Origin of the sequence: Nonomuraea ferruginea, assembly GCF_039540635.1 — a bacterium.
Classification (GTDB): domain Bacteria; phylum Actinomycetota; class Actinomycetes; order Streptosporangiales; family Streptosporangiaceae; genus Nonomuraea; species Nonomuraea ferruginea.
The window spans coordinates 34,187-58,721 of record NZ_BAABFD010000001.1; the positions used below are offsets into that span (position 1 = coordinate 34,187).

The window sequence follows — 24,535 nt, forward strand, 5'->3', positions numbered from 1 at the left end:
CGATGCACATCCGTTGCCCAATCGGGCCGGGGATTCTTGGCATGTGGGATGGGGGTTTAGTCTCGGGACTGTGGAGGCACAATATCCCGCTCACTGGGAAGCGGATGTCGTCCTGGCCGACGGCGGCACTGCTCACCTGCGCCCCATCAGGCCCGCCGACGCCGACCGGCTGCGCGCTTTCTACTCGCGGCTGTCCGACGAGTCCATCTACTTCCGGTTCTTCGGGCCGCGGCCGCGGCTGTCCGACCGCGAGGTGCGGTGGTTCACCAACGTCGACTACGTCGGCCGGGTCGCCCTGATCGCCACGATCGGGGCCGACATGGTGGCCGTCATCCGCTACGACCGCACCGGGCCTGGCGAGGCGGAGGTGGCGTTCCTGGTCGAGGACGCCCACCAGGGCAGGGGAGTGGCCTCGGTGCTGCTCGAACACCTGGCGGCGACGGCCCGCGAGCGCGGCATCGAGCGCTTCGTCGCCGACGTGCTGCCCGCCAACATGAAGATGATGGGCGTGCTCCGCCAGGCCGGCTACACCGCCGAGAGCCGCTTCGCCGACGGCGTGGTCCGCATGACCCTCGACCTGACCCCCACCGAGACCTCGACCGAGGTCACCATGGCCCGCGAGCACCGCGCCGAGGCCCGGTCCATCGCCCGGCTGCTGGCCCCCGGCTCGGTCGCGGTCATCGGCGTCTCACGCGAGCCGGGCGGCGTCGGCCAGACCGTGCTGCGCAACCTGCTCGCCGCCGACTTCACCGGCCCCGTCTATCCCGTGCACCGCGAGGCGCGCGCCGTGGCGGGCGTGCGCGCGTACCCGAGCATCGGCGCCATCGACGACGAGGTCGACCTGGCCGTGGTGGCGGTGCCGGCCGGCAGCGTGCTGGACGTCGTCGAGGAGTGCGCCGCCAAGGGCGTGCACGGGCTGGTCGTGGTCTCCTCCGGCTTCGGCGAGCTGGGCGAGGAGGGCCGCGCCAGGCAGGACGAGCTGGCCCGCATCGCCCGCGCCCACGGCCTGCGCGTCGTCGGCCCCAACTGTCTCGGCATCGCCAACACCGACCCCGCCGTCAAGCTCAACGCCACCCTCGCCGCCACCGTCCCCGGCCGCGGCACGGTCGGCTTCTTCAGCCAGTCGGGCGCGCTCGGCACCGCGCTGCTGCAGCGGGTGGCGCAGCGGGGCATGGGCATCTCGTCGTTCGTCTCCGCGGGCAACCGGGCCGACGTGTCGGGCAACGACCTGTTGCAGTACTGGGAGGAGAACGACGCGACCGAGGTGATCCTGCTCTACCTCGAGTCGCTGGGCAACCCGCGCAAGTTCACCCGCCTGGCCAGGCGGATCTCCCGCAGCAAGCCGATCGTGGTGGTCAAGAGCGGCGGCACCCCCTCCGGCCACTCCGCCCAGGAGCTGGGGCTGCCCGACTCGGCGATCAGCTCGCTGTTCGAGCAGGCGGGGCTGATCCGGGTCGACGACCTGATCCAGCTCTTCGACGTCGGCCAGTTGCTGGCCTACCAGCCGCTCCCCGCCGGTCCGCGGGTCGCCGTGATCACCAACTCCGACGCGCTCGGCCTGCTCGCCGCCGACGCCTGCGTCGCCGCCGGCCTGTCGCCGCGCCCGCCGGTCAACCTGGGTGCGGCCGCGGGGCCGTCCGCGTTCGGTACGGGGCTCGCCGGCGAGCTGGCCTCACCCGAGGTGGACGCGGCCGTCGTCATCTACATGCCGCCCATCCCCGGTGACGCGGCCGGGGTGGCGGCCGAGCTGCTGAGGGTGTCGAAGGGCGCGTCGAAGCCGGTGCTGGCCACGTTCGAGGGATATCTCGGCATGCATCCGCACCTGCGGGCCGGGCCCGCGCCGGAACGCGGGTCCATCCCCTCGTACGCGGCCCCCGAGGAAGCCGTGCGCGCCCTCGCCCAGGCGGTCCGCTACGCCCGCTGGCGCGCCGAGCCGGCCGCGCCGCCCCCGGAACTGGAGGACGTCGACACCGCCCGCGTCCGCGCCTTGGCCACCGAGACGCTCGCGGGCGCCCTCCCACCGGCACCCCCTGAGACCACCGGCGCCCCCGAGACGGCCGACTCCGCCGAGGCGTCTCCCGAAGGTGGGAAGCGCTCGCCGGACGCTTCCGCTGCGGACGGTCCTCTGGAGGACTCCTCCGCCCCGCGTCCACCTTCGGCGGGGGGTGGGTCCACCGCGGAGGGGGATGCGGCCGGTGCCTCCGGCGAGGTGGCCCCGGAGGACGGTTCCGTCGTGCGGTCCGGTGATACGGAAGGGACACCGCATCCCCGTCCGTCCGGGAGCCCTTATCGGACGGGTGCTACGGAGGTCGTGCCGGGAGGCGGGAGGGCTCCGTACTTCGCGGCGGCCGGGCCGCCGGTGGAGGCCGACGCCGCGGAGCTGCTCGCCTGTTACGGGCTGACCGTCTGGCCCGCCGAGGTGGTCGGCTCGGCCGACGAGGCCGCGCGGGCCGCCGAACGGCTCGGCTGGCCGGTCGTGCTCAAGGTGGCCGACCCCGAAGCGTCCCGCCGGGCGGGGACGGTACGCCTCGGGCTGCCGACCGCCGACGCCGTGCGGCACGCGTACGAGGAGTTCACCCGGCAACTCGGCGACGGCGTGGAGCTGGCCGTCCAGCGGATGGCGCCACAGCCCGCCGTGCCGACGGTGGTGAGCGTCGTCGACGACCCGGCGTTCGGCCCTGTCGTGTCGTTCGGGCTGGGCGAGGTGGCCGCCAGGCTGCTGCGCGACCGGGGCTTCCGGCTGGCGCCGCTCACCCGGGAGGACGCGGCGGGGCTGGTGCGTTCGGTGCGGGCCGCGCCGCTGCTGTTCGGCGAGTACGGTTACCCGCCGGTGGCGGTGGACGCCCTGGAGGACCTGCTCGTCAGGGTGAGCCGCCTGGCCCACGACCTGCCGGAGCTGGCCAGGCTGGACCTGGACCAGGTGCTCGTGGGTGAGGAGGGCGTGACGATCCTCGACGCCAGGGCCGTTCTGCGCACCCCCGCGGGCCCCCGCCTCGACGGCGGCCCCCGCAGGCTCAGCTAGCTCCCGGCCGCTCCGGCGCTCCCGTACGCGGTCGCGCAGACGTTATAGAGCGTTACATCCGGCGGGTGGTTGCACTGTGCGACCCTGGCAAACTGGATCCATGAGGGAAACCCGAGTCTCAGCCGCGGGCCTGCGTGAAGCGATCGAGCGCAGCGGCTACTATCCCGACCTCGTCACCGATGCGGTCGAATCCGCGCTGGGCAAGGAGGCCGTCACGGCCTTCGTGGTGCACCACGAGGCCACCTTCGATCCCGCGATGGAGGTGCGCAGGCACGTCACCGTCCTGGTGCTGACGGGCACGAGGCTCCTGGTGTGCCACACCGACGAGCACCCCGCCGTGGAGGGCGTCTCGACCGCGCACGCCTCCACGACCACCGAGGCCGTCCAGCTCGGCCGCATCCAGTCGGTGGCGGTCACCCGGGTGGTCCCCGAGCCGGCGTCGTACGTCCCCGGCGTCCCCCCGACGGAGGTGACGCTCACGATCGGGTGGGGCGCCATCTCCCACGTCGACCTCGAGCCCGCCACCTGCGGTGACGAGAACTGCGAGGCCGACCACGGCTACACCGGCGCCATCACCGCCGACGACCTCTCCCTCCGGGTCAGCGAGGCGGCCGACGGCCCCGAGGCGGTCACCCACGTCCTGGCCTTCGCCAAGGCCCTCTCCGAAGCCACCGCCCGCGCCGCCGCCTGACCGCGCTCCGCCACCCCGAGACGCCGTCGACGCCGTACCGGCCGGACTCCCCGCCGCAAAGGCGGCCGATGTCGTACACGGAGGCACAGCCACCGCGAGGCCCGGCTCCGAAGCCTTGCGGGATCTTCACCTGGGCCGCCGGCGAACGGGACGGATAGGATCGGAGCATGACCATCGGCCCCCTCGTGCCGGCGTACGGAGCCGGGTCACTGCCCGATCTGTCCCGGTCGCTGCTGGCGTCGCTGGGCCTCGACGGGCCCAACCCCCTGGGCCTCCCGCCCGCCGAGCGCACCTGCCTGTTCCTGGTCGACGGCCTCGGCGCCGAGCTGCTGGCCGCGCACGCCGCCTCGGCGCCGTTCCTGGCGAGCCTGCTCGACAGGTCACGTACGCTCACCGCCGGATTCCCCGCCACCACCGTGACCAGCCTGTGCTCGCTCGGCACCGGCATCTCGCCCGGCGAGCACGGGATGCTCGGCCTGACCCTGGCCGTCCCCGGCACCGGCCGCCTGTTCAACTGCCTGCGCTGGTCCGGGATGCCCATGGACCCTCTCGACTGGCAGCCCGCCGAGACCGTCTACCAGCGTGCCGCGGCCGCCGGCCTCGACGTCGTCTACGTGGCGCCCGCCGAGTTCGAAGGCTCCGGGCTGACCGGCGCCGTCTTCCGCGGCGTCCGCTACGCCGCGGCCGAGACCGTCGACGACCGGGTCGCCCGGGTGCTGGCCGAGCTGCGGCAGCCGCGCGCCCACGTCACCGTCTACTACGGCGACCTCGACGCGGTCGGCCACATGACCGGCTGGGGCACCGAGGAGTGGCTGGCGCAGCTCGCCATCGTCGACGCCATGGCCGAGCGCATCGCCGCGGGCCTGCCTCCCGGATCCGCCCTCTACGTGACGGCCGACCACGGCATGGTCAACGCCTCGGAGAAGCTCGACGCCGAGGCCACCCCCGAGCTGGCCCACGGGGTGGCGATGCTCGGCGGCGAGGCCAGGGCGCGACACGTGTACGCGCTGGAGGGCGCCGCGGCCGAGGTGCTCGACGCCTGGCGCGAGGCGCTGCGCGGCCGCGCTTGGGTGGTGTCGCGTGAGGAGGCCGTCGAGTCCGGCTGGTTCGGCCCGCGGGTCCTGACCGAATGGCTGGGCCGCATCGGCGACGTGGTCGCCGTCCCCTACACCGACCTGGCCATCACCGCCCCGTCCACACACCGCATCGAGGCCCTCTTCACCGGCTACCACGGCTCGATGACCACGGCCGAGCAGAACATCCCGCTCCTGGAGGTGAGCACCCGGTGACCGGTCCGCTGATCACTCCGTCCGCCCTCGCCGCGCTCGGCGACGTCACCCTGCTCGACGTTCGCTGGCGGCTCGGCGGCCCGTCCGGCATGGACCTCTACCGCGAGGGCCACCTGCCGGGCGCTGTCTTCTGCGACCTCGACAGAGCTCTGGCCGGCCCGCCGGGCGAGGGCGGGCGCCACCCGCTGCCCGCCGTCGACGCGTTCGAGCGCGCGATGCGGCGGCTCGGCGTCTCCGGCGCGCGGCCGGTCGTGGTGTACGACGACACCGCCTCGACCGCGGCGGCCCGCGCCTGGTGGACGCTGCGCTACTTCGGACATCAGGACGTACGGGTCCTCGACGGCGGGTTGCCCGCCTGGGAGGCGGCCGGACTGCCGGTCGTCAAGGAGGAGCCCGTGCCCGCGCCCGGCGACTTCACGGCCAGGCCGGGCGGGATGCCCGTGCTCGACGCCGACCGGGCGGCGGCCCTCGCCTCCTCGGGAGTGCTGCTCGACGCCAGGGCCGCCGAACGCTACCGCGGCGAGGTCGAGCCGATCGACCCGGTGGCCGGCCACATCCCCGGCGCGGTCAGCGCCCCGACCACGGAGAACGTCACTCCCGGCGGCACCTTCCTGGCCCCCGGCGAGCTGCGGGAGCGCTTCGCCGCGCTGGGCGCCCGCGAGGGGGTCGACGCGGGCGCCTACTGCGGCTCCGGCGTGACGGCCGCCCACCAGGTGCTGGCCATGGAGGTGGCCGGCCTGCCCGCGGCCCTCTACGTCGGCTCCTGGTCCCACTGGGTGACCGACCCGTCGAGACCGGTCGCCACGGGCTGACCGCCTGGTGGCTGGACCGGGGCTCGGGTGTCGCCGCCGGCTCGTCAGGTCAGCCGGTCGGCACGACGGGCCGCCTGTCGCCTTCTCGGTCCTCCTCGCCGTGGACCGGGAGCGGTGCCCGGCCGATGTCGACAGGGCACCCGGCGTCCGGCTCGCGGGGGACGAGGGGCTGGTCGCCGGCGCCGAAGCAGGTGAAGGCGGTGATGCCGGTCCGCGCCGACGCGTACGCGAGCGCCGAAGCCGGGGTGTGACCCGCGGCGAGCAACTCGTGGAAGCGGCTCATCACCGCCAAGGCGTCCTCGTCGCACACCGGCACCATCCCGGCCACCACGCACGCCGTCCCCTGCGCCAGGAACGCGCCCGCGAGGCCCAGCGGCGCGCCGTCCGTGGGCGTCCTGGCCATGCCGGAGTCGCACGCCGACAGCACCACCAGCCTGGCCGTACGCGAGCTGCCGAGCAGGTCGTAGGCCATGAGCGGGCCGTCTTCCAGCGTGATGCTCGACAGCAGCGGGCTGCGGGCGTGGAACACCCCGTGCGCCGCCAGGTGCACCACATCACAAGTGGCCAGCGCGGCCAGCACCGCGTCGCGCCGGGCGGCCACCGGTCGCGCCCCCGGATGGCAGGCCACCACCCGGTCCCTCTCCTCGTACGCGTGCGCCAGCCCCGGCCCCGCCGCCGCAACCACCTTGAGCGACCCCGGCCCGGAGTCGCCAGAAAGCCCCGCCCAGGAATCGACTGAAGAGCCGACCGGATGCGCGGCCCCCGAAAGCACGACGCCATCAGAGTGCCCCGCCCCAGGAATACCGGCGGGCGGTGTGGTCCCGGCTTCGGGAAGGGCGGTGGGTGGGGTGGTCCCGGCTTCGGGAGGGGCGGCGGGCGGTGTAATCCCGGCTTCGGGAGGGGCGGTGGGTGGGGTGGTTCCCAGAGCCGGAGTTCCTGCCAGACCGGCGGGTGGTGTCGCTGCCGCTTCCGGGGAGGTGGTCCTCGGTGGGCCGGTGGGGCGGGTCATGACCAGGGGCCCGGGTGGGCGGCGGGTTCGGACAAGGGCGGGGTCGCGGGTGGCGGCGAGCCAGGAGCGGGCGCTGGCCGCCACCGTCACCGGGCACTCGCGCAGGCAGGGGAGGGCCGCCCAGGGCAGGGTGTGCAGGATGCCCGTGGGCACCACCACCAGGGGACGCTCGCCCAGCTCGGCGGCGAGCGGGGCCAGCAGGAGCAGCTCCAGCTCCGACCCGGCAGCCGCGACCGGCTCGGCCCCCGCCGCCCCGTCGTGCAGGGCCGACCGGCGCAGCGAGTAGCGCAACCGGATCAGCGCCTCCTTGACCGGCCGCAGCGCGCCCAGAGGCCGCAGCGCCAGCCGCTGCCCCGTCACCACCACGGCGAACAGAGAGCTGTCGTCCGTGACGTACTCCACCAGCGCGGCCCGCCCCAGCGCCGCCCGCACCTCGGGCAGGCCCGCGCCGTGCGGCGAGCGGGCGTGGGCCGGCGCCGTGACGGCCCGCCAGCGCTCCGCCCACTCGAACACCTCCTCGGCGCACCCGTCACGCACCGCCAGCCGCAGCCCGAAGGCCGCCAGCCGCCCGCCGGCCCGGGCCGCGTGCGCCCGCAGCGACGGGTCGTCCAGGCTGTCGATCTGGCCGCCCATCCCGGCCAGCCCGTCCTCCACGGCACGGAACGCGGCCGGGACGTCCTCCCGCAGCGCCGCCTCCAAGGCCAGGGCGTGCTGGCGCACCAGGGGCGGCACCTGTCCCGCGGCGGCGTAACCCGCCTGCGCAGGCGAGGCCAGCGGGGTGCGGCGCCCGCCCGGCGGGAGCCACCGCTCGCGACCGGGCTGCTCCGTCAGCCGTGACAGCTGCGCCGAGGCCGCGGCGCGGTCGCCGAGCGCGAGCGCGGTCTCCGCCGCCGTCAGCCGCAGCGAGGCGCCCTCGGCCAGGTGGGCGGCGTCGCGTTCGAGGTCGTCCGCGCACCCGGCCAGCTCCGCCATCAGCCCGGGCGTCGGCGGCTCCAGGACCAGGCGGGAGCGCAGCACCACCTCCCTGGCCAGCGGCAGCCAGGCCTGCCGGTCCTGCTCCGACAGCTCGCGCATGGCCCGCTCGGCCACGGTCATGGCCTCGCGCGCGTCGCCCGTCAGCAGCTCGACCTGGGCGAGCTTGAGCCGCGCCTCGGCCAGCGCCACCTGCGCCCCGGACTCCTCCAGATCGGGCACGGCCAGGCTGAGCAGCGCCCGCGCCTCACCGGGCAGGTGGGCGGCCAGCAGCGCGCCCGCGAAGTCCGCCCGCATCGTCGCCAGCCGCTCTGGATACCCGAACAAGGTGTCCTCGGCCTCGCGGTAGTGGGTGAACGCCCCGCCGATGTCGCCCCGTCGTACGGCCAGGAACGGCAGGTTGGCGGCGGCCAGCCGCGCGAGGTGGGACAGCCGGGCGTGCCCGGCGATCTGCAGGCAGGCGCTGATGTCGCGCATCGCCTGGTCCCAGTCGCCGCGGTAGGCGTGCACCAGCCCCCGGTTGAGCAGCCCGCCCGCCAGGAACCGCCGGTCGTCGATGGTGCCGGGAGCCGCCACGAGCGCCCGCAGCGCCCGGTCGCAGGAGGCGATCGCCTCCTGGTAGCGCCCCAGGTGGGCGAGGGCCACGGCGCGCTGCGTGTCGAGCTTGGCCCGGTCGAGCGGCGACAGGTAGGCCCACGCCAGCGCGGCCAGCCTGAGGGCCTGCAGCGGGTGACCCCGCTCGGTCCGCACGGTGACGAGGGACAGCCTCGCCTGCGCCATCCGCTCGGCGGGCGCGCCCCGTGTCTGGACGGCCTGCCGCAGCCGCTGCTCGGCGGCCTGCAGATCGCCCAGCTCGCGCGAGGCCAGCGCCATCGCGCGCAGCGCCACGGACGCGGCCTCGCCGTCGCCGGCCTTCTCGGCCGCCTCCAGCACCTTGTGCCCCGCGCGCAGCGCCTGGCCCGGATCGATCACCGAGCGCAGCACGGCCATCTCGGCCGCGCGCACCAGCAGGCCGCCGCCGGAGGAACGATCGAGCGTACGGATGATCTCCGGTTTCGCCATGCGCCGCCTCGGGGGAGAAGCGGCCGGGACCGGGGGGATGCGGGCCCCTCGGCCCCGGCCGAGGGGTCACGGTCGGACGCGCACCCACCTGGTCTGGACGGGTGCGTGGCCGGGCCGGTGGCAGACCACGCTGAGCCAGCCCGGAGGCAGGCCCGTGGCCGCGAACTGGCCCGTGGTGGCGACGGGCCTGGTCAGCGTCAGGTGGGGAGTGCGGACGTCGACGTGGCACCCCTCCCCGGGGGGCGGGGACACCTGCCCCGCCACGTCGATCAGACCGTCGCCGATGGTCACCTCCAGGTCGAAGGTGAGGCCCTCCGTGACGAACCGGACCAGCTGCGGGCCTTCGGCGCCCCGCACTCCCCGCGCGGCCGTGTAGCCCGTGGGAAGGGCGGTCACCGCGTGCGGGACCCGTAAGGCGAAGGCCTGCCGGGCCGCGGTGGACACGTACGCGGGAACCGGGTCGTGTCCGGAGGCCAGCCGGAGAGCCGCCAGGAAGTACTCGTCGTCGATCATTGCACCGTCTCCTGTAGTGAGATCAGGGTGCGCAGTTTCTCCAGGCAGCGGGCCCTGGTCGGGCCGACGCTGCCGATGGGCAGGCCCAGCCGCACGGCGACCTGCCGGCTCCCGAGATCGCTCGCGACGAGCGTGAGCAGGCTGCGGCATGGCTCTTTGAGGGTGGAGACCGTCTTCCAGAGCATGCGGTTGCCGTCGGCCTCCAGGACGGCTGACTCCGGGTCGGGGTCGTGCGTGACGTCGAATGGGGCGGGCCCCGGCTTAGCCTTCCGGATCAGCAGGAGCGCTTCACGGCGGGTGGTCGTCGCCAGCCACGCGCCCACGCCTGCCGGGTTGCTGATGTCGTGCAGGTGTTCGAGCAGGCGCAGCCAGGCTCCCTGGACGGCATCGGCGGCGTCGGGCTCGTTGAGCCCGCAGGCGCGTGCCACCGCCCACATGCGCGGGCCGAATCTGGCCTCCAGCTCGTTCCAGGCGCTCTGGTCGCCGGAGGCGGCCGCCGGGAGCAGCTCCGCGGGCTGGCGTGGATCGGGCATATGGCCTCCTTCCAGACCGGCGGAGGGGGCTGTTCTGCCTCCACGTGATCGCCTGTGGACTGAGCGTAAACTCTACAGACTCGACGGAACGAGAACTCCCAGATCGGGAATTTGCCGGGTCTCCCTGAGACTGAGGAGCTCGTCGGCCGCCTGCCTGGCCGGCCGGTCGTGGGCGGCCGCGGCGATCGTGCCCGCCACCACGGCGGTGGCGAAGGACGTGCCGCTCCAGGTCGCGTAACCGGCGAACTCGCCCTGCTCCAGGAAACTGCTGGTCACCCAGTCGCCGCGGGCGCACGCGTCGACCCAGCTCCCGTGGGCCGAGTAGGGAGCGCGCCGGCGCTCGCTGGAGTCGACGGCGCCGACGGCGATCACGCTGCCCAGCGCGGCGGGGTAGAACGGGCGGTCGGACGCGGTGTTGCCGGCGCACGCCACCACCACGGTGTCGGACAGCTCGGCCAGCGCGTCGGCCAGCAGGGGCGGCGGCCGGTCGTCGAAGGTGTGGCCGCCGAAGGAGAGGTTGAGCACCTGCGGCGGACGCCCGCGCATGCGGTGCAGCGCCCTGATCACGGCCGCCTCGTCGCCCACCCCCTCGCCGTCGAGCACCCGGGCCACCTGGAGCGACGCGCCGGGCGCCTGGCGGGCCAGCAGCCCGGCGATGAACGTGCCGTGACCCGCCTGGGCGCCCTCGACGGCGTCCGGCGCGTCCTCGGCGGCCTGCTCGTACCAGTCGGCGTCGGCCCACCAGCGGTGACCGGCCACGCCGGTGTCGAGCAGGCCCACCGTCACCTCCGAGCGGGACCGCCCCGGCCGGTAGTGGACCGGTTCGGCCGGGAACGGACGCGACGCGGGGCCGCCGAAGAACAGCGGCTGCCCGGTGAGAACGTGATTGGGCGAGGCGCGGAACCCGTGCTCGCGCAGCTCGGCGGTCAGCTCGCACGGGTCGACACCCTGGGAGAGATGCACCATGCAGACGCCGTCGCCCTCGGACACGGCCTGCGTCCAGCGCGCGGCCGTCGACAGCGCGCCGCGGTCGGTCAGCAGCTGACCCGGTCGGATGAGCGCGTGGCCTGCCGATTCGATGTCCATGAGCGGGTATCTATCCCCGATGGAGCGACTGTCACGTGCCACACGCGCACCAACTTGGTATGGCCCCCCTCTGGTGTCCGATTGCGACCGACGGTAGTCTCTCCCTAGTCACATGTGATCATCCCGTTGGACGAGGCCGTTGGGGAAGGCGCACCTCGTACCGAATCGGGAGGTCCGGTGTCTGCTCGTGGCGTGCTGTACGTCCACTCGGCTCAGCCCGCGCTGTGCCCGCATATCGAATGGGCAGTCGCGGGTGTCCTTGGCGTGCCCGTGGACTTGACGTGGACACCGCAACCTGCCGCGCCCAACGTCGTGCGGGCGCAGGCGGAATGGGAGGGCCGCTCCGGCATAGCGGCCGCCATCGCCTCCTCTCTCATGGGGTGGCAGCGCCTGCGGTTCGAGATCACCGAGGACGCCTCGCAGGGCGTCGACGGGACCCGTCACGCCTACACGCCGACGCTCGGCCCGTTCAGCGCGGTCATCGGCGCCTCCGGCGACATCATGATCCCCGAAGACCGGCTGCGCGCCGCCATGCTCATGGCCTCCCAGGGGCGGTGCGTGCTGGAGGAGGAGCTCGACAGGCTGCTCGGCAAGCCCTGGGACGAGGAGCTGGAGCCGTTCCGCTACGCCGGCGACGGCGCGCCCGTCCGCTGGCTGCACGCCGCCGTGTGACCCGTCCCCGCGCCTGCGACGCGAAAGGGCCCCGCACCGGTCACGGTGCGGGGCCCCTTTTCGTGCTTGGACTACAGCGGGATGTTCCCGTGCGCGCCCCTGGCGGGAGTGGCCTGGGCGAGGACCTTGGCGATCGCGCCGCGGGTCTCCTCCGGCTTGATCACCTCGTCGATGACGCCCAGCTCCTGCGCGCGGGTGAGCCCGCCCGCGAGCTTCTCGTGCTCCGCGGCCAGCCGGTGCTCCAGGTCGGCCCGCTCCTCCTCCGGCGCCGCCGCCAGCTCGCGCCGCTTGAGGATCCGCACCGCCGCCACCGGGCCCATGACCGCGATCTCGGCCGTCGGCCAGGCGAACACCTTGGTGGCGCCCAGCGAGCGGGAGTTCATCGCGATGTACGCGCCGCCGTAGGCCTTGCGCGTGACCAGCGTGACCCGCGGCACCGACGCCTCGGCGAACGCGTGCAGCAGCTTGGCGCCGCGGCGCACCACGCCGTCATGCTCCTGGCCGACGCCGGGCAGGTAGCCGGGCACGTCCACGACCACGACCAGCGGCACCCCGAAGGCGTCGCACATCCGGACGAACCGCGCAGCCTTCTCGGCGGAGGTGGCGTCGAGGCAGCCGCCCAGCCGCATCGGGTTGTTGGCGATCACGCCGACGGTGCGGCCGCCCAGCCGGCCCAGCGACGTGACGACGTTGGGCGCCCACTTCGGGTGGAGCTCGATGCCCGGCTCGTCCAGCAGGCCGTTGACCAGCGGCTTGACGTCGTAGGCGCGGCGCGCCGACTCCGGCAGCAGGCTGGAGAAGTCGACCTCCTCGATGCCGGCGGGACGGACCCGGCCCTGGTGGCCGAGGAGCATGGCCAGCTGGCGCGCCTTGAGCAGCGCCTCGGTCTCCGTCTTGGTGATGACGTGGACGACGCCGCTGCGCTTGCTGTGGGGCTCGACACCGCCCAGCGCGGCGCTGTCGACGTTCTCGCCGGTGACGCTGCGTACGACGTCGGGGCCGGTGACGAAGATGCGGCCCGAGTCGGCGAGGATCACCAGGTCGGTCAGCGCCGGCCCGTAGGCGGCGCCGCCGGCGGCCGCGCCGACCACGACCGAGATCTGCGGCACGATGCCGGACGCCTTCGTCATGGCCGCGAACACGCGGCCGACGGCGTGCAGCGACTCGGCGCCTTCGGCGAGTCGCGCACCGCCGGAATGCCAGATCCCGAGGATCGGCACCCGCTCACGGACGGCCACGTCGTAGGCGTGCACGATGTGCTCGCAGCCCTCGCTGCCCATCGCGCCGCCCTGGAAGCGGGCGTCACTGCAGAAGGCGACGACGGGAACACCCTCGACGCGGCCCATGGCGGCGAGCACGCCGCTCTTGTCCTGGGGAGTGATCAGCCGCAGCGAACCCTCGTCGAGGAGCGCGGCGAGTCGGACGACGGGGTCTCGGGGATCAGCAGGCTCCTGGTCGGCGCCTTCGGTGGGCACACGGTTGTCGAGCACGGTCATTTAAGCCCCCTTGAACACGACGGTCACGTTGTGGCCGCCGAAACCGAACGAGTTGTTGACCGCGGCGATGTCGCCTTCCGGCAGGGTGCGGTTCTCGCCGTGGACGAGATCCACCTCGATGCCGTCGTCGATGTCGTTGAGGTTGATGGTGGCGGGGACGATCCGCTCGTGGAGCGCCTTGACGGTGAAGACGGACTCGATGCCGCCCGCGCCGCCCAGGAGGTGACCCGTCATGGACTTGGTCGAGGTGACCAGCGGGTGGGTGCCGATGGCCTTGGCGACGGCCTGCACCTCGATGACGTCCCCGGCGGGGGTGGCGGTGGCGTGCGCGTTGACGTGCTTGACGTCCTGGCCCGTCAGGTCGCCGTCGGTGAGCGCCTGGGTCATCGCCATGATGATGCCGCGGCCCTCGGGCTCGGGCTGGGTGATGTGGTGGGAGTCGGCCGAGTAGCCGACACCGGCGGCGTAGGCGTAGATGCGCGCGCCCCGCGCCCTGGCGAACTCCTCGCTCTCCAGCACCAGGATGCCCGCGCCCTCGCCGAGCACGAACCCGTCGCGCTCGCGGTCCCACGGCCGCGACGCCCCCTGCGGGTCGTCGTTGCGCGTGGACATGGCCCTGGCGGCGGCGAACGCCGCGATGTTGAGGCCGTGGATGGCGGCTTCGGTGCCGCCGGCGATCACCACGTCGGCCCGGCCGGCCCTGATCATGTCCATCGCGTAGCCGATGGCCTCGGCACCGGAGGCGCAGGCGGACACGGTGGCGTGCACCCCGGCCTGGGCGCCCCGGTCGAGGCCGATCCAGGCGGCCGGCCCGTTGGGCATGAGCATCGGCACCGTGAAGGGCGACAGCCGGTTCCAGCCGCGCTCCTTGTAGGTGTCGTAGGCGGACAGGGTGGTGTTGATGCCGCCGATGCCGCTGGACACGACCACGCCGAGCCGCTCCGGCGCCACCTCGGGGGCGCCGGCGTCCTGCCAGGCCTCGCGGGCGGCGACCATGGCGAACTGCTCGCTGCGGTCGAGCCTGCGGGCCTCGGGCCGGGGCAGGACCTCGGCCGGGTCGACGGCGGCCGTCCCCGCGAACGTCACGGGGACGGTGTCGACCCAGTCTTCGGTGAGCGTCGCGACGCCCGACTGACCGGCGAGGAGCGCCGACCAGGAGGAAGTGGCGTCTCCACCGACGGGCGTCGTCGCGCCGAGCCCGGTGACGACGACACGTACCCGGTTTGCACTCACGTTCCGCACTCCTTGTCGATCAGCTGGTGTTGCCGGACTTCAGTTCTGGATGAAGGTGAGGACGTCCTTGACCGTCTTCAGGTTCTTCAGCTGGTCGTCGGGAATCTCGACGCCGAACTCGTCCTGGGCGGCCACGGCGATCTCGACCATGGACAGGGAGTCGATGTCGAGGTCGTCCACGAAGCTCTTCTCGGGGGTCACCTCAGAGGCCGGGATCCCGGTGATCTCGTTGATGATCTTGCCGAGGCCCTCGAGGATCTCCTGCTCGGTGGCAGCCATGTCGTTGGTTCTCCTTTGGTTTCCTGGGTTCTGCACGGACTGGCCGTGCAAGCTCTGAGAGATCGTACGGGGGACTAGGGGATCTCGATGACCTGGCCCGCGTACGTGAGGCCGGCGCCGAAGCCGAGGACGAGCGCGAGCTCGCCCGAGCGGACCTCGCCGCGCTCCAGCATGCGCGAGAGCGCGAGCGGGATCGAGGCGGCCGAGGTGTTGCCGGCGTGCACGATGTCACGGGCGACGACGGCCTTGTCGGCGCCCAGCTTGCGGGCGATGGCCTCGATGATGCGCAGGTTGGCCTGATGAGGGATGAAGGCGGACAGCTCGGACGGGTCGACGCCCGCGCGCTCGCACGCCTGCTTGGCGACCGGGTGGAGGGCGGTGGTCGCCCACCGGAACACGGTCTGACCCTCCTGGCGGAGGGAGCCGTGACGGTCGGGGATCATGATGGCGTCGGACCTGTCGCCCGAGCTGCCCCAGACCACCGGGCCGATGCCCGGGGCGTCGGACGGGCCGACCACGGCCGCGCCCGCCCCGTCGGCGAAGATCACCGCGGTGGACCGGTCGGTCCAGTCGATCCACTGCGACAGCTTCTCCGCGCCGATGACCAGCACGTGCCTGGCCGAGCCCGCGCGGATGGCGTTGTCGGCCGTGGCGAGCGCGTAGCAGAAGCCCGCGCACGCGGCGTTGACGTCGAACGCGCCGGGCGCGTCGATGCCCAGGCGGTGCGCCACCACCGCGGCGGCGTTGGGGATCTGGCTCTCCAGCGTGCAGGTGGCCACGATCACCAGGTCGACGTCGGAGGCGGCCAGGCCGCTCGCCGCCAGAGCCTTGCCGCCCGCCTGGGCGGCCATGTCTTCCAGGCTCTCCGCGTCGCCGGCGACCCGGCGCTCCTTGATGCCGACGCGGGACTGGATCCACTCGTCGCTGGTGTCCATGGTCTTGGACAGCTGCTCGTTGGAGACGATGGTGGAAGGCTGGTAGTGGCCGAGCGCCAGCACCTTCGCCCCCGGCGCGGTTTCGAGGATCCTCACTTCATCAGCTCCCTGGCTGCGTCGAGGTCGTCGGGGGTCTTGAGCGCCACGGTCTCGACGCCGCGCAGCCCGCGCCTGGCCAGGCCGGTCAGCGTGCCGCCGGGCAGCAGCTCGATCATCCGGGTGACGCCCAGCTCGGCCATCGTGGCCATGCAGGCGTCCCAGCGCACGGGGTTGCTCACCTGGTCGACGAGGCGGCGCATGAGCTCGCCGCCGCTCGCGACGGCGGCGCCGTCGGCGTTGGACAGCAGCGTGACCTCGGGGTCGCCGGGCTCGATCTGGGCGGCGGCCTCGCGCAGCTGCTCGACGGCGGGGGCCATGTGGACGGTGTGGAAGGCGCCCGCGACCGACAGCGGGATCAGCCGGGCGCGCGCCGGAGGCTCGGCCTTCAGCGCGGCGAGCTGCTCGACGGTGCCGCCCGCGACGATCTGACCGGCGCCGTTGATGTTGGCGGGCGTCAGGCCGTGCTTGTCGAGCGCGGCCAGCACGTCGTCCTCGGCGCCGCCGAGCACCGCGGTCATGCCGGTCTCGGCGGTCGCCGCCGCCTTCGCCATGGCCTGCCCGCGCTCGCTGACCAGGGCGAGCGCCTGCTCCGGGGTCAGCACGCCGGCCAGCGCCGCGGTGGCGAACTCGCCGACGCTGTGGCCGGCCAGCACGTCGGGCGCCGCGCCGAGCACCTCGGCGGAGGCCAGGGCCGCGGCCACGAGCAGCGGCTGGGCGATGGCGGTGTCGCGGATCTCGTCGGCTCCCGCGACGGTGCCGCAGGCGATCAGGTCGATCCCGGCCACGTCGGACCAGGCGGCCAGCCGGTCCGCCACGCCGGGAAGCTCGAGCCACGGAGTGAGGAAACCTGGTGTTTGGGCGCCTTGGCCCGGCGCGACGAGTACAAGCACGAAGTCAACCATGCCCTGTAGAAGTCCGACACGCTGATGAAGATCTGCACACACTTTGTCCGGGGTGCTTTGTAGGAACCCCACAGTTCGGGTTTCGCTCCGGTTACGTTAAGGCCGCCAGGTTACGGCGCTTTCCGCGAGCCGGCCGAGGATGAGCCCGACCTGCAGCGTGAAGGCCGAACGGCCCTCGGTCGGCTGGTATCCGGTCAGTTCGGTGATCTTCTTGAGCCGATAGCGCACCGTGTTCGGGTGCACGAACAGCAGCCGCGCGGTCGCCTCCAGCGAGGTGCCCTGCTCCAGGTAAGTCGCGAGCGTGTCGAGCAGCGGGGTGCCGGCCAGCGGCAGGTAGACGTTCTCCACGAGCTGCTCCCTGGCGGCCTCGTCGCCGTCGAGCGCCCGCTCGGCGAGCAGGTCCTCGGCGTGCACCGGGCGGGGCGCGTCGGGCCAGCCGGAGCTCGCCTTCAGCCCGGCCAGCGCGGCCCTGGCCGAGTTGGCGGCGGCGTGCAGGTCGGTCACCTCGGGCCCGATGACGATCGGGCCCTGGCCGAAGCGGGCCACGACCTGGCGGGCCGCGTCGTTGACGCTGCCCGCGCCGCCCACGATCACGATCAGCCGGTCGGCCTGCACCCCGGCGAGCAGCTCCATGCCGATGCGGCGGCCCCGCTCGCGCAGCCCGTCGATCACCTCGCGCGGGTCGCCGTCGGGCGCGTGACCGGCGATCACGACCACGGGGGAGGACGTCCAGCCGAGCGCGGCGGCCCACGAGTGGAGTCCGTCGTCGACCTCGCCGCGCACCAGGGCGTCCACGATCAGCGCTTCCAGCCGGGCGTCCCACGCCCCCCTGGCCTCGGCCTCGCGGGCGTAGACGTGCGCCGCCGCGAACGCCACGTCGCGGGTGTAGCGGAGCATGGCCTGCTCCAGCTGCTCCTCGCCGCCGGGCGCGGCCAACTGGTCGACCTGTGCCTCCACCACCTCCACCACGACCCGGACGATGTCGACGGTCTGCTGCAGCGAGATCGAGCGCTTCAGCTCGCGCGGAGCGGTGCCGAAGAACTCGATGCTGGGTGTCGGGCGGTCCTCGCCGGCGTACTGGAACCACTCCACGAACGCGGCGATGCCCGCCTGGGCCACCAGCCCCACCCACGAGCGGTCCTCGGCGCTGAGCGCCCGGAACCAGGGCAGCTGCTCGTCCATGCGGGCCATGGCGGCCGTGCCGAGCGCGCCCATGGCCCGCTCAAGCCTGCGAGTGGTGTCCTCCCGGGTCCGGTCTGTCACGCTCCTAGAGTGCCAGGTCCCGTCAGATGACCGCGACGGCGGTGATCAGGCCGATCGCGACGTGCGTGACCGCCAGCAGCCTGGCGCCCGGCTGCAGCTCCTGTTCCTTGACCAGATCGCGCACCGAGATGCCCGCGACCCGGTCGAACAGCAGCATCGCCAGCGTCTGCACCACGATGCCGACCAGGCCGAACACGGCGGTGCCCGCCAGCCCCTCGGCCAGCCGCCCGCCGGACGACCAGATCGAGGCCGCGACGATGAGCCCCACGGCGGCCATCGCCGAGGAGGCCAGCAGCGTGGCGTTCGGGTTGCGCTGGCCGCGGATGACCTCGCTCAGCCGGCCAGGGGTCGCCAGGTCGATCACGTAGAAGCCGACGATCATCAGGATGACGCCGACGGCCGCGTAGGAGGCGATGGCGCCCGCGCCACGCAGAAGGGTCTCCAGCAGAGTCATGTGAGCTCGATTCGGTGAGGTACGAAGGACGAGGTGTCGTCGGTGATCAGGCCGGTGGTCTCCCGGATGCCCAGCCCGGCCGCCTCGTCGCCGATCACCCAGGCGCCGAGCACCGGCCGCTGGCCGCCGAAGTCGGGCAGGGCCTCGAAGCCCTGGAAGACGTATCCCTCCCGGCCGTAGGAGCCCGCTGTCTCCTGGGTGTGGGCCGGGGTGACTATCCGCATCGAGGCGCCCTCACGGCCGAGCAGCGGCTTGGCGATGTAGGACTCCAGCTCGCGGGGGCCGTCGAGGTAGGCGGGCAGCAGGCTGGGGTGACCGGGGTACAGCTCCCACAGCACGGCGAGCAGCGCCTTGTTGGACAGCAGCGCCTTCCACAGCGGCTCGATCCAGGTCGAGTGGCGCACCGCGTGGCGGCCGAACGGCTCCGACAGCATCCACTCCCACGGGTAGAGCTTGAAGACGGAGCGGATCATCTCCTCGTCCATGTCGACGAAGCGCCGGTTGAGCGCGTCCCAGCCGATGTCCTCCATGGCGACGGCGACCGTGCGCAGGCCCGCCTGCTCGGCGGTCTCCTGGAGGTAGGCCAGGGTCATGGCCTCCTCGCCCGTCTCGTCCATGTTGGTCCAGGCGAAGTGGGTGGCGCCGGCCGGCAGCGGCATCTCGCGCCACCGGTCGATGAGCCGCTCGTGGATGGAGTTCCACTGGTCGTCGCCGGGGTGGGCGTCCTTCAGCCAGAACCACTGGATCACCGACGACTCCAGCAGCGAGGTCGGCGTGTCGGCGTTGTACTCCAGCAGCTTGGCCGGGCCGGTGCCGTCGTAGCGCAGGTCGAACCGGGCGTACAGGTGGGCGTCGCGCCGCTCCCACGACCGGGCCACGTCGTCGGCGGCCCACTCGGGGATGGCGAAGTCGGCGAAGCGCCCGGTCTCGACCACGTGCCCGGCGGCACGCAGGCACATCTCGTGCAGCTCCTCGACCTGCTCCTCCAGCGACTCCACCTCCGCCATGGAGAAGACGTAGTGGACCGACTCGTCCCAGTAGGGCCTGCTGAGGCCCTCGGGGTGGGCCGCCCGGTGGTAGGCCAGGCCCTGGCCCTCGATGGTCTTCTCCCAGCCCTCGCGGGGGGCGCCGTGCTCGCGCCGCACCGCTCAGCCCCCGCCGGTGCGGGAGCTGCCGAAGCCGCCCCGCTGGATCGAGCGCCCGTCGCGGCTGGTGATGGTGGCGTCGGCGGGGCGGAGCGTGGTGCCGCTGCGCACCCGCTGCCCCACCCTGGTCCCGCCGTAGTACCAGTGATAGGCCGCGCGGGAGCCGCCGTAGTAGTGGGTGCCGCCGTTGTCGTCGTCGTCGCAGTAGTAGTCCTCGACCACCATGTAGGAGCCGTCGTCGGCCCGCTGGCTGGTGTCGACGCAGTCGGCGGTGACGTCCTCGGCGTTGGAGGTGGCCGCGCAGTAGCCGACCACCATCACCGACACGACGCCGATGACGGTGAGTGTCACGACGTTGGACGACTTCTTCTTGGGGGGCGGCTTGCCGGGGGTGGCGGCGTGGTGCGGCGTCTGGGCCATCTAGCTCCTGCTCTCTTGCGGTCGGAAAGCCTAGCGGGGCCGCGCCCGGCCGTACAATTCCCCGTCGGGCCGCTTCTGGTAGGGATGAACGTATGGAACCGGTCGAGGCGTTCCGGGAGATCGCCTTTCTCCTGGAACGCGCTGGTGAGCCCGCCTACCGGGTGCGCGCCTTCCGCCGCGCCGCCTCCGTCGTCACGGAGCTGCCGCGCGAGGAGCTGGTACGGCGCGCGCGGTCCGGCGGCCTGGCCGAGCTGCCCGGCATCGGCAAGGTGACCGCCCTGGTGATCAGTGAGGCGCTCGACGGGCAGGTCCCGACCTACCTGCGCAGGCTGCGCGCGACGGAGGGCGCCGACCTGGGGGAGGAGGCCGCCGGGCTGCGCGCCGCGCTCAAAGGCGACCTGCACAGCCATTCCGACTGGTCCGACGGCGGCTCGCCCATCGAGGAGATGGCCGAGGCGGCCCGCGCGCTCGGCCACGACTATCTGGCGCTGACCGACCACTCGCCGCGACTGACCATCGCCCGCGGCCTGCCGCCGGCCCGGCTGCGCGAGCAGCTCGACGTGGTCGCCGAGCTCAACCGCCGGCTCTCCCCGTTCAGGATTCTCACCGGCATCGAGGTCGACATCAACCTCGACGGCAGCCTCGACCAGGAGCCCGAGCTGCTCGGCCGGCTCGACGTGGTGGTCGCGAGCGTCCACTCCAAGCTCCGCATGGATCGTGAGGAGATGACCCGCAGGATGGTCACCGCGATCGCGAACCCGCACGTCGACGTGCTCGGCCACTGCACCGGGCGGGTCGTGCGCGCGGGCGGGGAGCGCGGCGCGCGCAGGCCCGAGTCGGAGTTCGACGCCGAGCTGGTCTTCGAGGCGTGCCGCCGGTTCGGCGTGGCCGTCGAGATCAACTCCAGGCCCGACCGGCTCGACCCGCCCAAGCGGCTGCTGCGCCAGGCGTACGAGCAGGGTTGCGTGTTCGCGATCGACTCCGACGCGCACGCGCCCGGCCAGCTCGACTGGCAGCGGTTCGGCTGCGAGCGGGCCGCGCAGTGCGGTGTCGGGCCGGACCGGATCGTCAACACCTGGCCCGCCGACGAGCTCCTGGAGTGGGCCCGCTGACGCGGAAACCCCGGCGGGCAAGGGATTGTCGGTGCCGGAGCGTACCGTCACAAGGGTGAACCGCACCGACCGGCTCTACGCGCTCGTCGAGGACCTGCGCGCCATCTCGCCGCGCTCGCGTTCGGCCCGCGAGCTCGCCGCGCGGTTCGAGGTGAGCGTGCGCACCATCGAGCGCGACATCACCGCGCTGCAGCAGTCCGGGGTGCCCATCTACGCCGAGGCGGGCCGCAGGGGCGGCTACGCGATCGACAAGAAGATGTCCCTGCCCCCGCTCAACTTCACCCCCGCAGAGGCGGTGGCCATCGCGGTGGCCCTCAGCCGGGCCGGTGACCAGCCGTTCGGCCGCCAGGCCCGCAGCGCGTTACGCAAGGTCGTGGCCGCCATGCCGGGCCGCGAGGGCGAGCTGGCCCGGGAGCTGGCCCGCCGCGTCATGCACGTCGCCGAGCCGCCCGAGCCCGGCGGCCCGGCCCGCCCGCTCGGCGCCGAGGGCGTCTCCCGCGCCATCGAGGAGGCCCTGCTGCGCCGCAGGGTGCTGCGCCTCGACTACGCCGACGCCAAGGGCGCGCTGACCTCCCGCGACGTGGAGCCCGGCGTCTTCCTCGGCGGTCGCGGCGGGTTCTGGTATCTCGTGGCGTGGTGCCGGCTCCGCGACGACGTGCGCGTCTTCCGCCTCGACCGCATCGTCGGCGCCGCCGTCTCGGCCGAGCGCTGCCCCGACCGGCCGCTGGAGGGCTTCGCCGCCGACGTGCCGGAGATGATCGTCCACGGCACTCTTCTCGATTAGGAGTTCGAAAACACCGACATAGGGTTGTCGCCCGAGCGCCACATTCTTGTTCTCGTCCGGAAAGCGACATGAGGAGATGGGATGAGCGACAACACGGTGGCCTGGTTCGAGGTGCCTCCCACGCCGTCTTCCACGTCCTCGTGGCCGACGTCGAGGAGACCTGCGGGCGGGTCGAGTCGCTCGGCGGCAAGGTGGTGCACAAGATGATCGACGACGGCGCCGACTTCGCCTGCGTGCACGACACCTCGGGCAACCTGTTCGGCGGCTTCCACCGGCGAAACTGATCGTCGTGGGCCCGGCGTACGCCTTCCCCGCGAAGCCCGGGCCCGCGTCCGGCCGCCCTCAGTGGCGGCGCCCCCGCCCCGGACACGCCGCCGACCGCCGAGTGGCGGCGCGTCCGGGGCTCACAGCCCGCCGGCCGAGAGCCACCTCTCCAGCAGCGCCCGGTCGCCGAACACCTCCAGCCCGTCGCACGAGCGCCTGCCGTACATCAGCAGCAGCAGGTCGCGGGCAGGCGCCCGCACCGCGGCGTCGCCCTTGGCGTGCCCGCGCTCCCACGTCACCGCGCCTTCGGGCCCTTGCGTGAACGTCCACTCGCCGGGCAGGTCGGTCGCGTGCAGGTGGAACGTCGCGCCCTCCAGGCCCAGCTCCGCCAGCCGCCTGCTCACCCACCGGGCGCCCGGCAGGTTGCCGAGCAGTTCCTCGACGCCGTCGGCCGCCACCTCTGCGGCCACCTCGGGCTCCACGCCGAGCGCCTGCTCGGCGTCCACCCGGTGCACGACCAGCTCGAACGCCATCCGCCTGGCCCACCAGCCCGCGGTGCCGCCGGGCCCCCACGTCCACAGCGGCGTCGCCGGGTCGGTGGCGCGCAGCGTCCGCACCATCTCGGCGGACCCCTCCGCCAGCCACGCGGCGTCGCCGTGCGCGCCCTCGTCCAGGCCGTTGGGCACCTCGCGGGACCAGAGCCGGTCCTGGTTGCGGGTCGACACCATGTGGGTGACCCACCGGTGCATGGTGCCCAGATGCGTGATGAGGTCGCCGAGAGCCCAGCTCGGGCACGCGGGCACCGGCGTGTCAGCCGGCGCGGCGGCCAGCCGGGCCACCCGCGCCGTCTCGTCCTCCACCAGGGAGCAGTAGTCCGTCACATGTCAGAGCCTAGGCCGCCGGGCAGGTCGCGCCGCGCCGGGGCAGCTTGCCGTCGAGCAGATAGGAGTCGACCAGCTTGGCGACGCACTGGCTGCCCGACAGGTAGGCGCCGTGCCCCTCGCCCTCGTACGTGACCAGCGTGGCGGTCTTGAGCTGGGCGGTCAGCTTGGGCGCCCACTCGTACGGGGTCGCCGGGTCGTTCTTGCCCCCGATCACCACGATGGGGGCCGAGCCGGTGGCGTCCACCCGCTTGGCCTCGTCGCCGCCCGCCGCCGGCCAGACGCTGCAGATCCCGCCCGAGCCCTCGCTGCCGAACAGCGGCGAGATCCTCAGCGCGGCCTCTTCCGTGCGGCGCAGCGTCCGCGCGTCGGGCCGCTCGGCCGTGTCGACGCAGGTGATGGCCGGGAAGCTGGTCATCTGGGTGGAGTAGGTGCCGTCCTCGTTGCGGCCGGTGTAGGTGTCGGCCAGATACAGCAGCGCGCCGCCCTGGCCCTTGAGCGCCTGCCCGAGCGCGGTCTCCAGGAACGGCCAGCTCAGCTCCGAGTAGAGCGCCGACGCCACCCCGGTGGCCGCCAGCCCCTGGGTCAGCTCGCGGGTGCCGACCTTGAGCGGCCGCGCCGCCAGGTCGTTGAGCAGCTTCTCCACGTTCGCGTTGGCGGCCTCCACGCTCGCGCCGACCTCGCACCGCTCCTTGACGCACGCCTTCAGGAAGTTCCGGTAGACGTGCTGGAAGCCGCGGGTCTGGGCCAGCGTGCGCTCCTCGAAGCTGACCGTCGGGTCCAGCGGCGCGTCCAGCACCATGCGGCCGACGTTGCCGGGGAACAGGGTCGCGTAGACGGCGCCGAGCTGGGTGCCGTACGACATGCCGACGTAGTGGAGCTTCTCGTCGCCCAGCGCGGTCCGCATCCGGTCCATGTCGCGGGCGGCGTTGACCGTGCCGACGTACGGCAGGATCTTGCCCGAGTCCTGGCCGCACAAGTCGGCGAACTTCCGGTTGGCCTCGTTGATCCTGCGGCGGGTCTCCTCGCCGGGCGGCAGGGTGTTCAGCGCGGTGAACTCGTCCAGGTCGGCCCCCGTGCCGCAGCGCACCCCCGAGCTGCGCTCGACGCCCCGCGGGTCGAAGCTGATCAGGTCGTAGCGGGCGCGCAGCGACGACAGGGCCTTGGCCGCCTGGTCGAGCGTGTCGACGCCGGACGCGCCGGGACCGCCGAAGTTGAACAGCAGCGAGCCGATCCGGTTGCCCCGGTCGACCGCCGGGATCTTGATCATGGCCAGCTCGATCTTCTCGCCCTCAGGGTCGGAGTAGTCGAGCGGCACCGCCAGCTTCCCGCAGCGTACGTTCTTGTCCTGGCGGGCGGGTGGCTCCCCGTCGGCACGCTTGATGTCGGTGCACGGGCCCCACGCGATCTGCCCCCCGGTCGGCTCCACGGGCGATCCGTCGCTGGCGGGCTCGGCGGTGTCGACACAGCCGGCCGTCATGGCGGCTGTGGCGGCCACGAGTGCGGCGGCAAGGACGCGGCGCATCACGAACAGTCTCCCCCTTGTCGACTCCGGGGGAAGCCCTGCCCACAATACGGGACCACGCACGGGATCGGGCGGCGCGCCA

23 protein-coding genes are annotated in these 24,535 nt (G+C 73.4%); 8 read left to right on the forward strand and 15 right to left on the reverse strand.

Annotated features, from left to right (window positions below; translation table 11 throughout):
• The first annotated feature begins 70 nt into the window (after positions 1-70).
• From ABD999_RS00145 to ABD999_RS00160, 4 genes are all read left to right on the forward strand, one after another.
• Positions 71-3,022, forward strand: coding sequence for a GNAT family N-acetyltransferase (locus ABD999_RS00145; protein ID WP_271278972.1), 2,952 nt, complete (start codon positions 71-73; stop codon positions 3,020-3,022).
• Between the two features lie 100 nt (positions 3,023-3,122).
• Positions 3,123-3,713: a DUF5998 family protein gene (locus tag ABD999_RS00150; protein WP_219551811.1), complete on the forward strand. Its 591-nt coding sequence runs from the start codon at positions 3,123-3,125 to the stop codon at positions 3,711-3,713.
• Between the two features lie 167 nt (positions 3,714-3,880).
• Positions 3,881-5,002: an alkaline phosphatase family protein gene (locus ABD999_RS00155; RefSeq protein ID WP_271278971.1), complete on the forward strand. Its 1,122-nt coding sequence runs from the start codon at positions 3,881-3,883 to the stop codon at positions 5,000-5,002.
• Entirely contained in the window at positions 4,999-5,814 is an 816-nt protein-coding gene (locus ABD999_RS00160) for a sulfurtransferase (RefSeq protein WP_271278970.1), read from the forward strand. The genes ABD999_RS00155 and ABD999_RS00160 overlap by 4 nt, the downstream gene beginning before the upstream one ends.
• A 49-nt stretch (positions 5,815-5,863) precedes the next feature.
• On the opposite strand, the gene ABD999_RS00165 is transcribed toward ABD999_RS00160, so the two are convergent.
• From ABD999_RS00165 to ABD999_RS00180, 4 genes are all read right to left on the reverse strand, one after another.
• Entirely contained in the window at positions 5,864-8,857 is a 2,994-nt protein-coding gene (locus ABD999_RS00165; protein ID WP_345482491.1) for a CHAT domain-containing protein, read from the reverse strand.
• Positions 8,858-8,923: 66 nt separating this feature from the next.
• Positions 8,924-9,370: a hypothetical protein gene (locus tag ABD999_RS00170; RefSeq protein WP_219551817.1), complete on the reverse strand. Its 447-nt coding sequence runs from the start codon at positions 9,368-9,370 to the stop codon at positions 8,924-8,926.
• Complete coding sequence (locus ABD999_RS00175) at positions 9,367-9,903, reverse strand: RNA polymerase sigma factor (RefSeq protein ID WP_148030182.1); 537 nt, start codon at positions 9,901-9,903, stop codon at positions 9,367-9,369. Before ABD999_RS00175 ends, ABD999_RS00170 begins: the two co-directional genes overlap by 4 nt.
• A 72-nt stretch (positions 9,904-9,975) precedes the next feature.
• Complete coding sequence (locus ABD999_RS00180) at positions 9,976-10,989, reverse strand: S8 family peptidase (protein WP_219551819.1); 1,014 nt, start codon at positions 10,987-10,989, stop codon at positions 9,976-9,978.
• A gap of 177 nt (positions 10,990-11,166) precedes the next feature.
• Here ABD999_RS00180 and ABD999_RS00185 point away from each other — a divergent pair, with 177 nt between their 5' ends.
• Positions 11,167-11,661, forward strand: a complete 495-nt coding sequence (locus ABD999_RS00185; protein ID WP_148030184.1) for a DUF3145 domain-containing protein — start codon at positions 11,167-11,169, stop codon at positions 11,659-11,661.
• Between the two features lie 71 nt (positions 11,662-11,732).
• Here ABD999_RS00185 and ABD999_RS00190 read toward each other — a convergent pair whose 3' ends face one another.
• From ABD999_RS00190 to ABD999_RS00230, 9 genes are all read right to left on the reverse strand, one after another.
• Entirely contained in the window at positions 11,733-13,157 is a 1,425-nt protein-coding gene (locus ABD999_RS00190; RefSeq protein WP_148030185.1) for an acyl-CoA carboxylase subunit beta, read from the reverse strand.
• Positions 13,158-14,390 (reverse strand): beta-ketoacyl-[acyl-carrier-protein] synthase family protein, encoded by a 1,233-nt coding sequence (locus tag ABD999_RS00195; protein WP_148030186.1) that lies wholly within the window; start codon positions 14,388-14,390, stop codon positions 13,158-13,160.
• 39 nt (positions 14,391-14,429) lie between these two features.
• Positions 14,430-14,669 (reverse strand): acyl carrier protein, encoded by a 240-nt coding sequence (locus tag ABD999_RS00200; protein WP_148030187.1) that lies wholly within the window; start codon positions 14,667-14,669, stop codon positions 14,430-14,432.
• A 74-nt stretch (positions 14,670-14,743) separates the two neighbouring features.
• Positions 14,744-15,700 (reverse strand): beta-ketoacyl-ACP synthase III, encoded by a 957-nt coding sequence (locus ABD999_RS00205; protein ID WP_271278425.1) that lies wholly within the window; start codon positions 15,698-15,700, stop codon positions 14,744-14,746.
• A complete protein-coding gene (locus ABD999_RS00210) occupies positions 15,697-16,593 on the reverse strand; it encodes an ACP S-malonyltransferase (protein ID WP_148034386.1) in 897 nt (298 codons plus the stop codon). Before ABD999_RS00210 ends, ABD999_RS00205 begins: the two co-directional genes overlap by 4 nt.
• 108 nt (positions 16,594-16,701) lie before the next feature.
• Positions 16,702-17,820, reverse strand: coding sequence for a PucR family transcriptional regulator (locus ABD999_RS00215; protein WP_148034387.1), 1,119 nt, complete (start codon positions 17,818-17,820; stop codon positions 16,702-16,704).
• A 70-nt stretch (positions 17,821-17,890) separates the two neighbouring features.
• Positions 17,891-18,322 carry a DUF350 domain-containing protein gene (locus ABD999_RS00220; RefSeq protein WP_271278424.1) on the reverse strand — a complete coding sequence of 144 codons (432 nt, stop codon included), beginning with the start codon at positions 18,320-18,322 and terminating at the stop codon, positions 17,891-17,893.
• The gene (locus ABD999_RS00225; protein WP_219550398.1) at positions 18,319-19,467 is read right to left on the reverse strand and encodes a glutathionylspermidine synthase family protein; all 1,149 of its coding nucleotides are present in this window, start codon (positions 19,465-19,467) and stop codon (positions 18,319-18,321) included. Before ABD999_RS00225 ends, ABD999_RS00220 begins: the two co-directional genes overlap by 4 nt.
• A gap of 3 nt (positions 19,468-19,470) precedes the next feature.
• The gene (locus ABD999_RS00230) at positions 19,471-19,887 is read right to left on the reverse strand and encodes a hypothetical protein (RefSeq protein WP_148030191.1); all 417 of its coding nucleotides are present in this window, start codon (positions 19,885-19,887) and stop codon (positions 19,471-19,473) included.
• A gap of 92 nt (positions 19,888-19,979) precedes the next feature.
• Here ABD999_RS00230 and ABD999_RS00235 point away from each other — a divergent pair, with 92 nt between their 5' ends.
• The 3 genes from ABD999_RS00235 (at position 19,980) to ABD999_RS00245 (ending at position 22,067) form a co-directional block, all read left to right on the forward strand.
• Positions 19,980-20,999: a PHP domain-containing protein gene (locus ABD999_RS00235; RefSeq protein ID WP_219550394.1), complete on the forward strand. Its 1,020-nt coding sequence runs from the start codon at positions 19,980-19,982 to the stop codon at positions 20,997-20,999.
• Positions 21,000-21,054: 55 nt separating this feature from the next.
• On the forward strand, positions 21,055-21,783 hold the full coding sequence (locus ABD999_RS00240) for a helix-turn-helix transcriptional regulator (RefSeq protein WP_148030193.1): 729 nt from the start codon (positions 21,055-21,057) through the stop codon (positions 21,781-21,783).
• Between the two features lie 68 nt (positions 21,784-21,851).
• Positions 21,852-22,067 carry a VOC family protein gene (locus ABD999_RS00245; protein WP_271278423.1) on the forward strand — a complete coding sequence of 72 codons (216 nt, stop codon included), beginning with the start codon at positions 21,852-21,854 and terminating at the stop codon, positions 22,065-22,067.
• 120 nt (positions 22,068-22,187) lie between these two features.
• Here ABD999_RS00245 and ABD999_RS00250 read toward each other — a convergent pair whose 3' ends face one another.
• Both ABD999_RS00250 and ABD999_RS00255 read right to left on the reverse strand, forming a co-directional pair.
• Positions 22,188-22,928 carry a maleylpyruvate isomerase family mycothiol-dependent enzyme gene (locus ABD999_RS00250; protein WP_271278422.1) on the reverse strand — a complete coding sequence of 247 codons (741 nt, stop codon included), beginning with the start codon at positions 22,926-22,928 and terminating at the stop codon, positions 22,188-22,190.
• Positions 22,929-22,938: 10 nt separating this feature from the next.
• A complete protein-coding gene (locus ABD999_RS00255; RefSeq protein WP_219550386.1) occupies positions 22,939-24,453 on the reverse strand; it encodes an alpha/beta hydrolase in 1,515 nt (504 codons plus the stop codon).
• Positions 24,454-24,535 lie beyond the last annotated feature (82 nt).

Bases quoted from the DNA above. Each gene is read 5' to 3' on its own strand.
- ABD999_RS00150 (WP_219551811.1), top strand. From the start codon at position 3,123: ATGAGGGAAACCCGAGTCTCAGCCGCGGGCCTGCGTGAAGCGATCGAG.
- ABD999_RS00155 (WP_271278971.1), top strand. From the start codon at position 3,881: ATGACCATCGGCCCCCTCGTGCCGGCGTACGGAGCCGGGTCACTGCCC.
- ABD999_RS00165 (WP_345482491.1), bottom strand. From the start codon at position 8,857: ATGGCGAAACCGGAGATCATCCGTACGCTCGATCGTTCCTCCGGCGGC.
- ABD999_RS00170 (WP_219551817.1), bottom strand. From the start codon at position 9,370: ATGATCGACGACGAGTACTTCCTGGCGGCTCTCCGGCTGGCCTCCGGA.
- ABD999_RS00175 (WP_148030182.1), bottom strand. From the start codon at position 9,903: ATGCCCGATCCACGCCAGCCCGCGGAGCTGCTCCCGGCGGCCGCCTCC.
- ABD999_RS00180 (WP_219551819.1), bottom strand. From the start codon at position 10,989: ATGGACATCGAATCGGCAGGCCACGCGCTCATCCGACCGGGTCAGCTG.
- ABD999_RS00190 (WP_148030185.1), bottom strand. From the start codon at position 13,157: ATGACCGTGCTCGACAACCGTGTGCCCACCGAAGGCGCCGACCAGGAG.
- ABD999_RS00200 (WP_148030187.1), bottom strand. From the start codon at position 14,669: ATGGCTGCCACCGAGCAGGAGATCCTCGAGGGCCTCGGCAAGATCATC.
- ABD999_RS00215 (WP_148034387.1), bottom strand. From the start codon at position 17,820: ATGGGCGCGCTCGGCACGGCCGCCATGGCCCGCATGGACGAGCAGCTG.
- ABD999_RS00220 (WP_271278424.1), bottom strand. From the start codon at position 18,322: ATGACTCTGCTGGAGACCCTTCTGCGTGGCGCGGGCGCCATCGCCTCC.
- ABD999_RS00230 (WP_148030191.1), bottom strand. From the start codon at position 19,887: ATGGCCCAGACGCCGCACCACGCCGCCACCCCCGGCAAGCCGCCCCCC.
- ABD999_RS00235 (WP_219550394.1), top strand. From the start codon at position 19,980: ATGGAACCGGTCGAGGCGTTCCGGGAGATCGCCTTTCTCCTGGAACGC.
- ABD999_RS00245 (WP_271278423.1), top strand. From the start codon at position 21,852: ATGAGGAGATGGGATGAGCGACAACACGGTGGCCTGGTTCGAGGTGCC.
- ABD999_RS00255 (WP_219550386.1), bottom strand. From the start codon at position 24,453: ATGCGCCGCGTCCTTGCCGCCGCACTCGTGGCCGCCACAGCCGCCATG.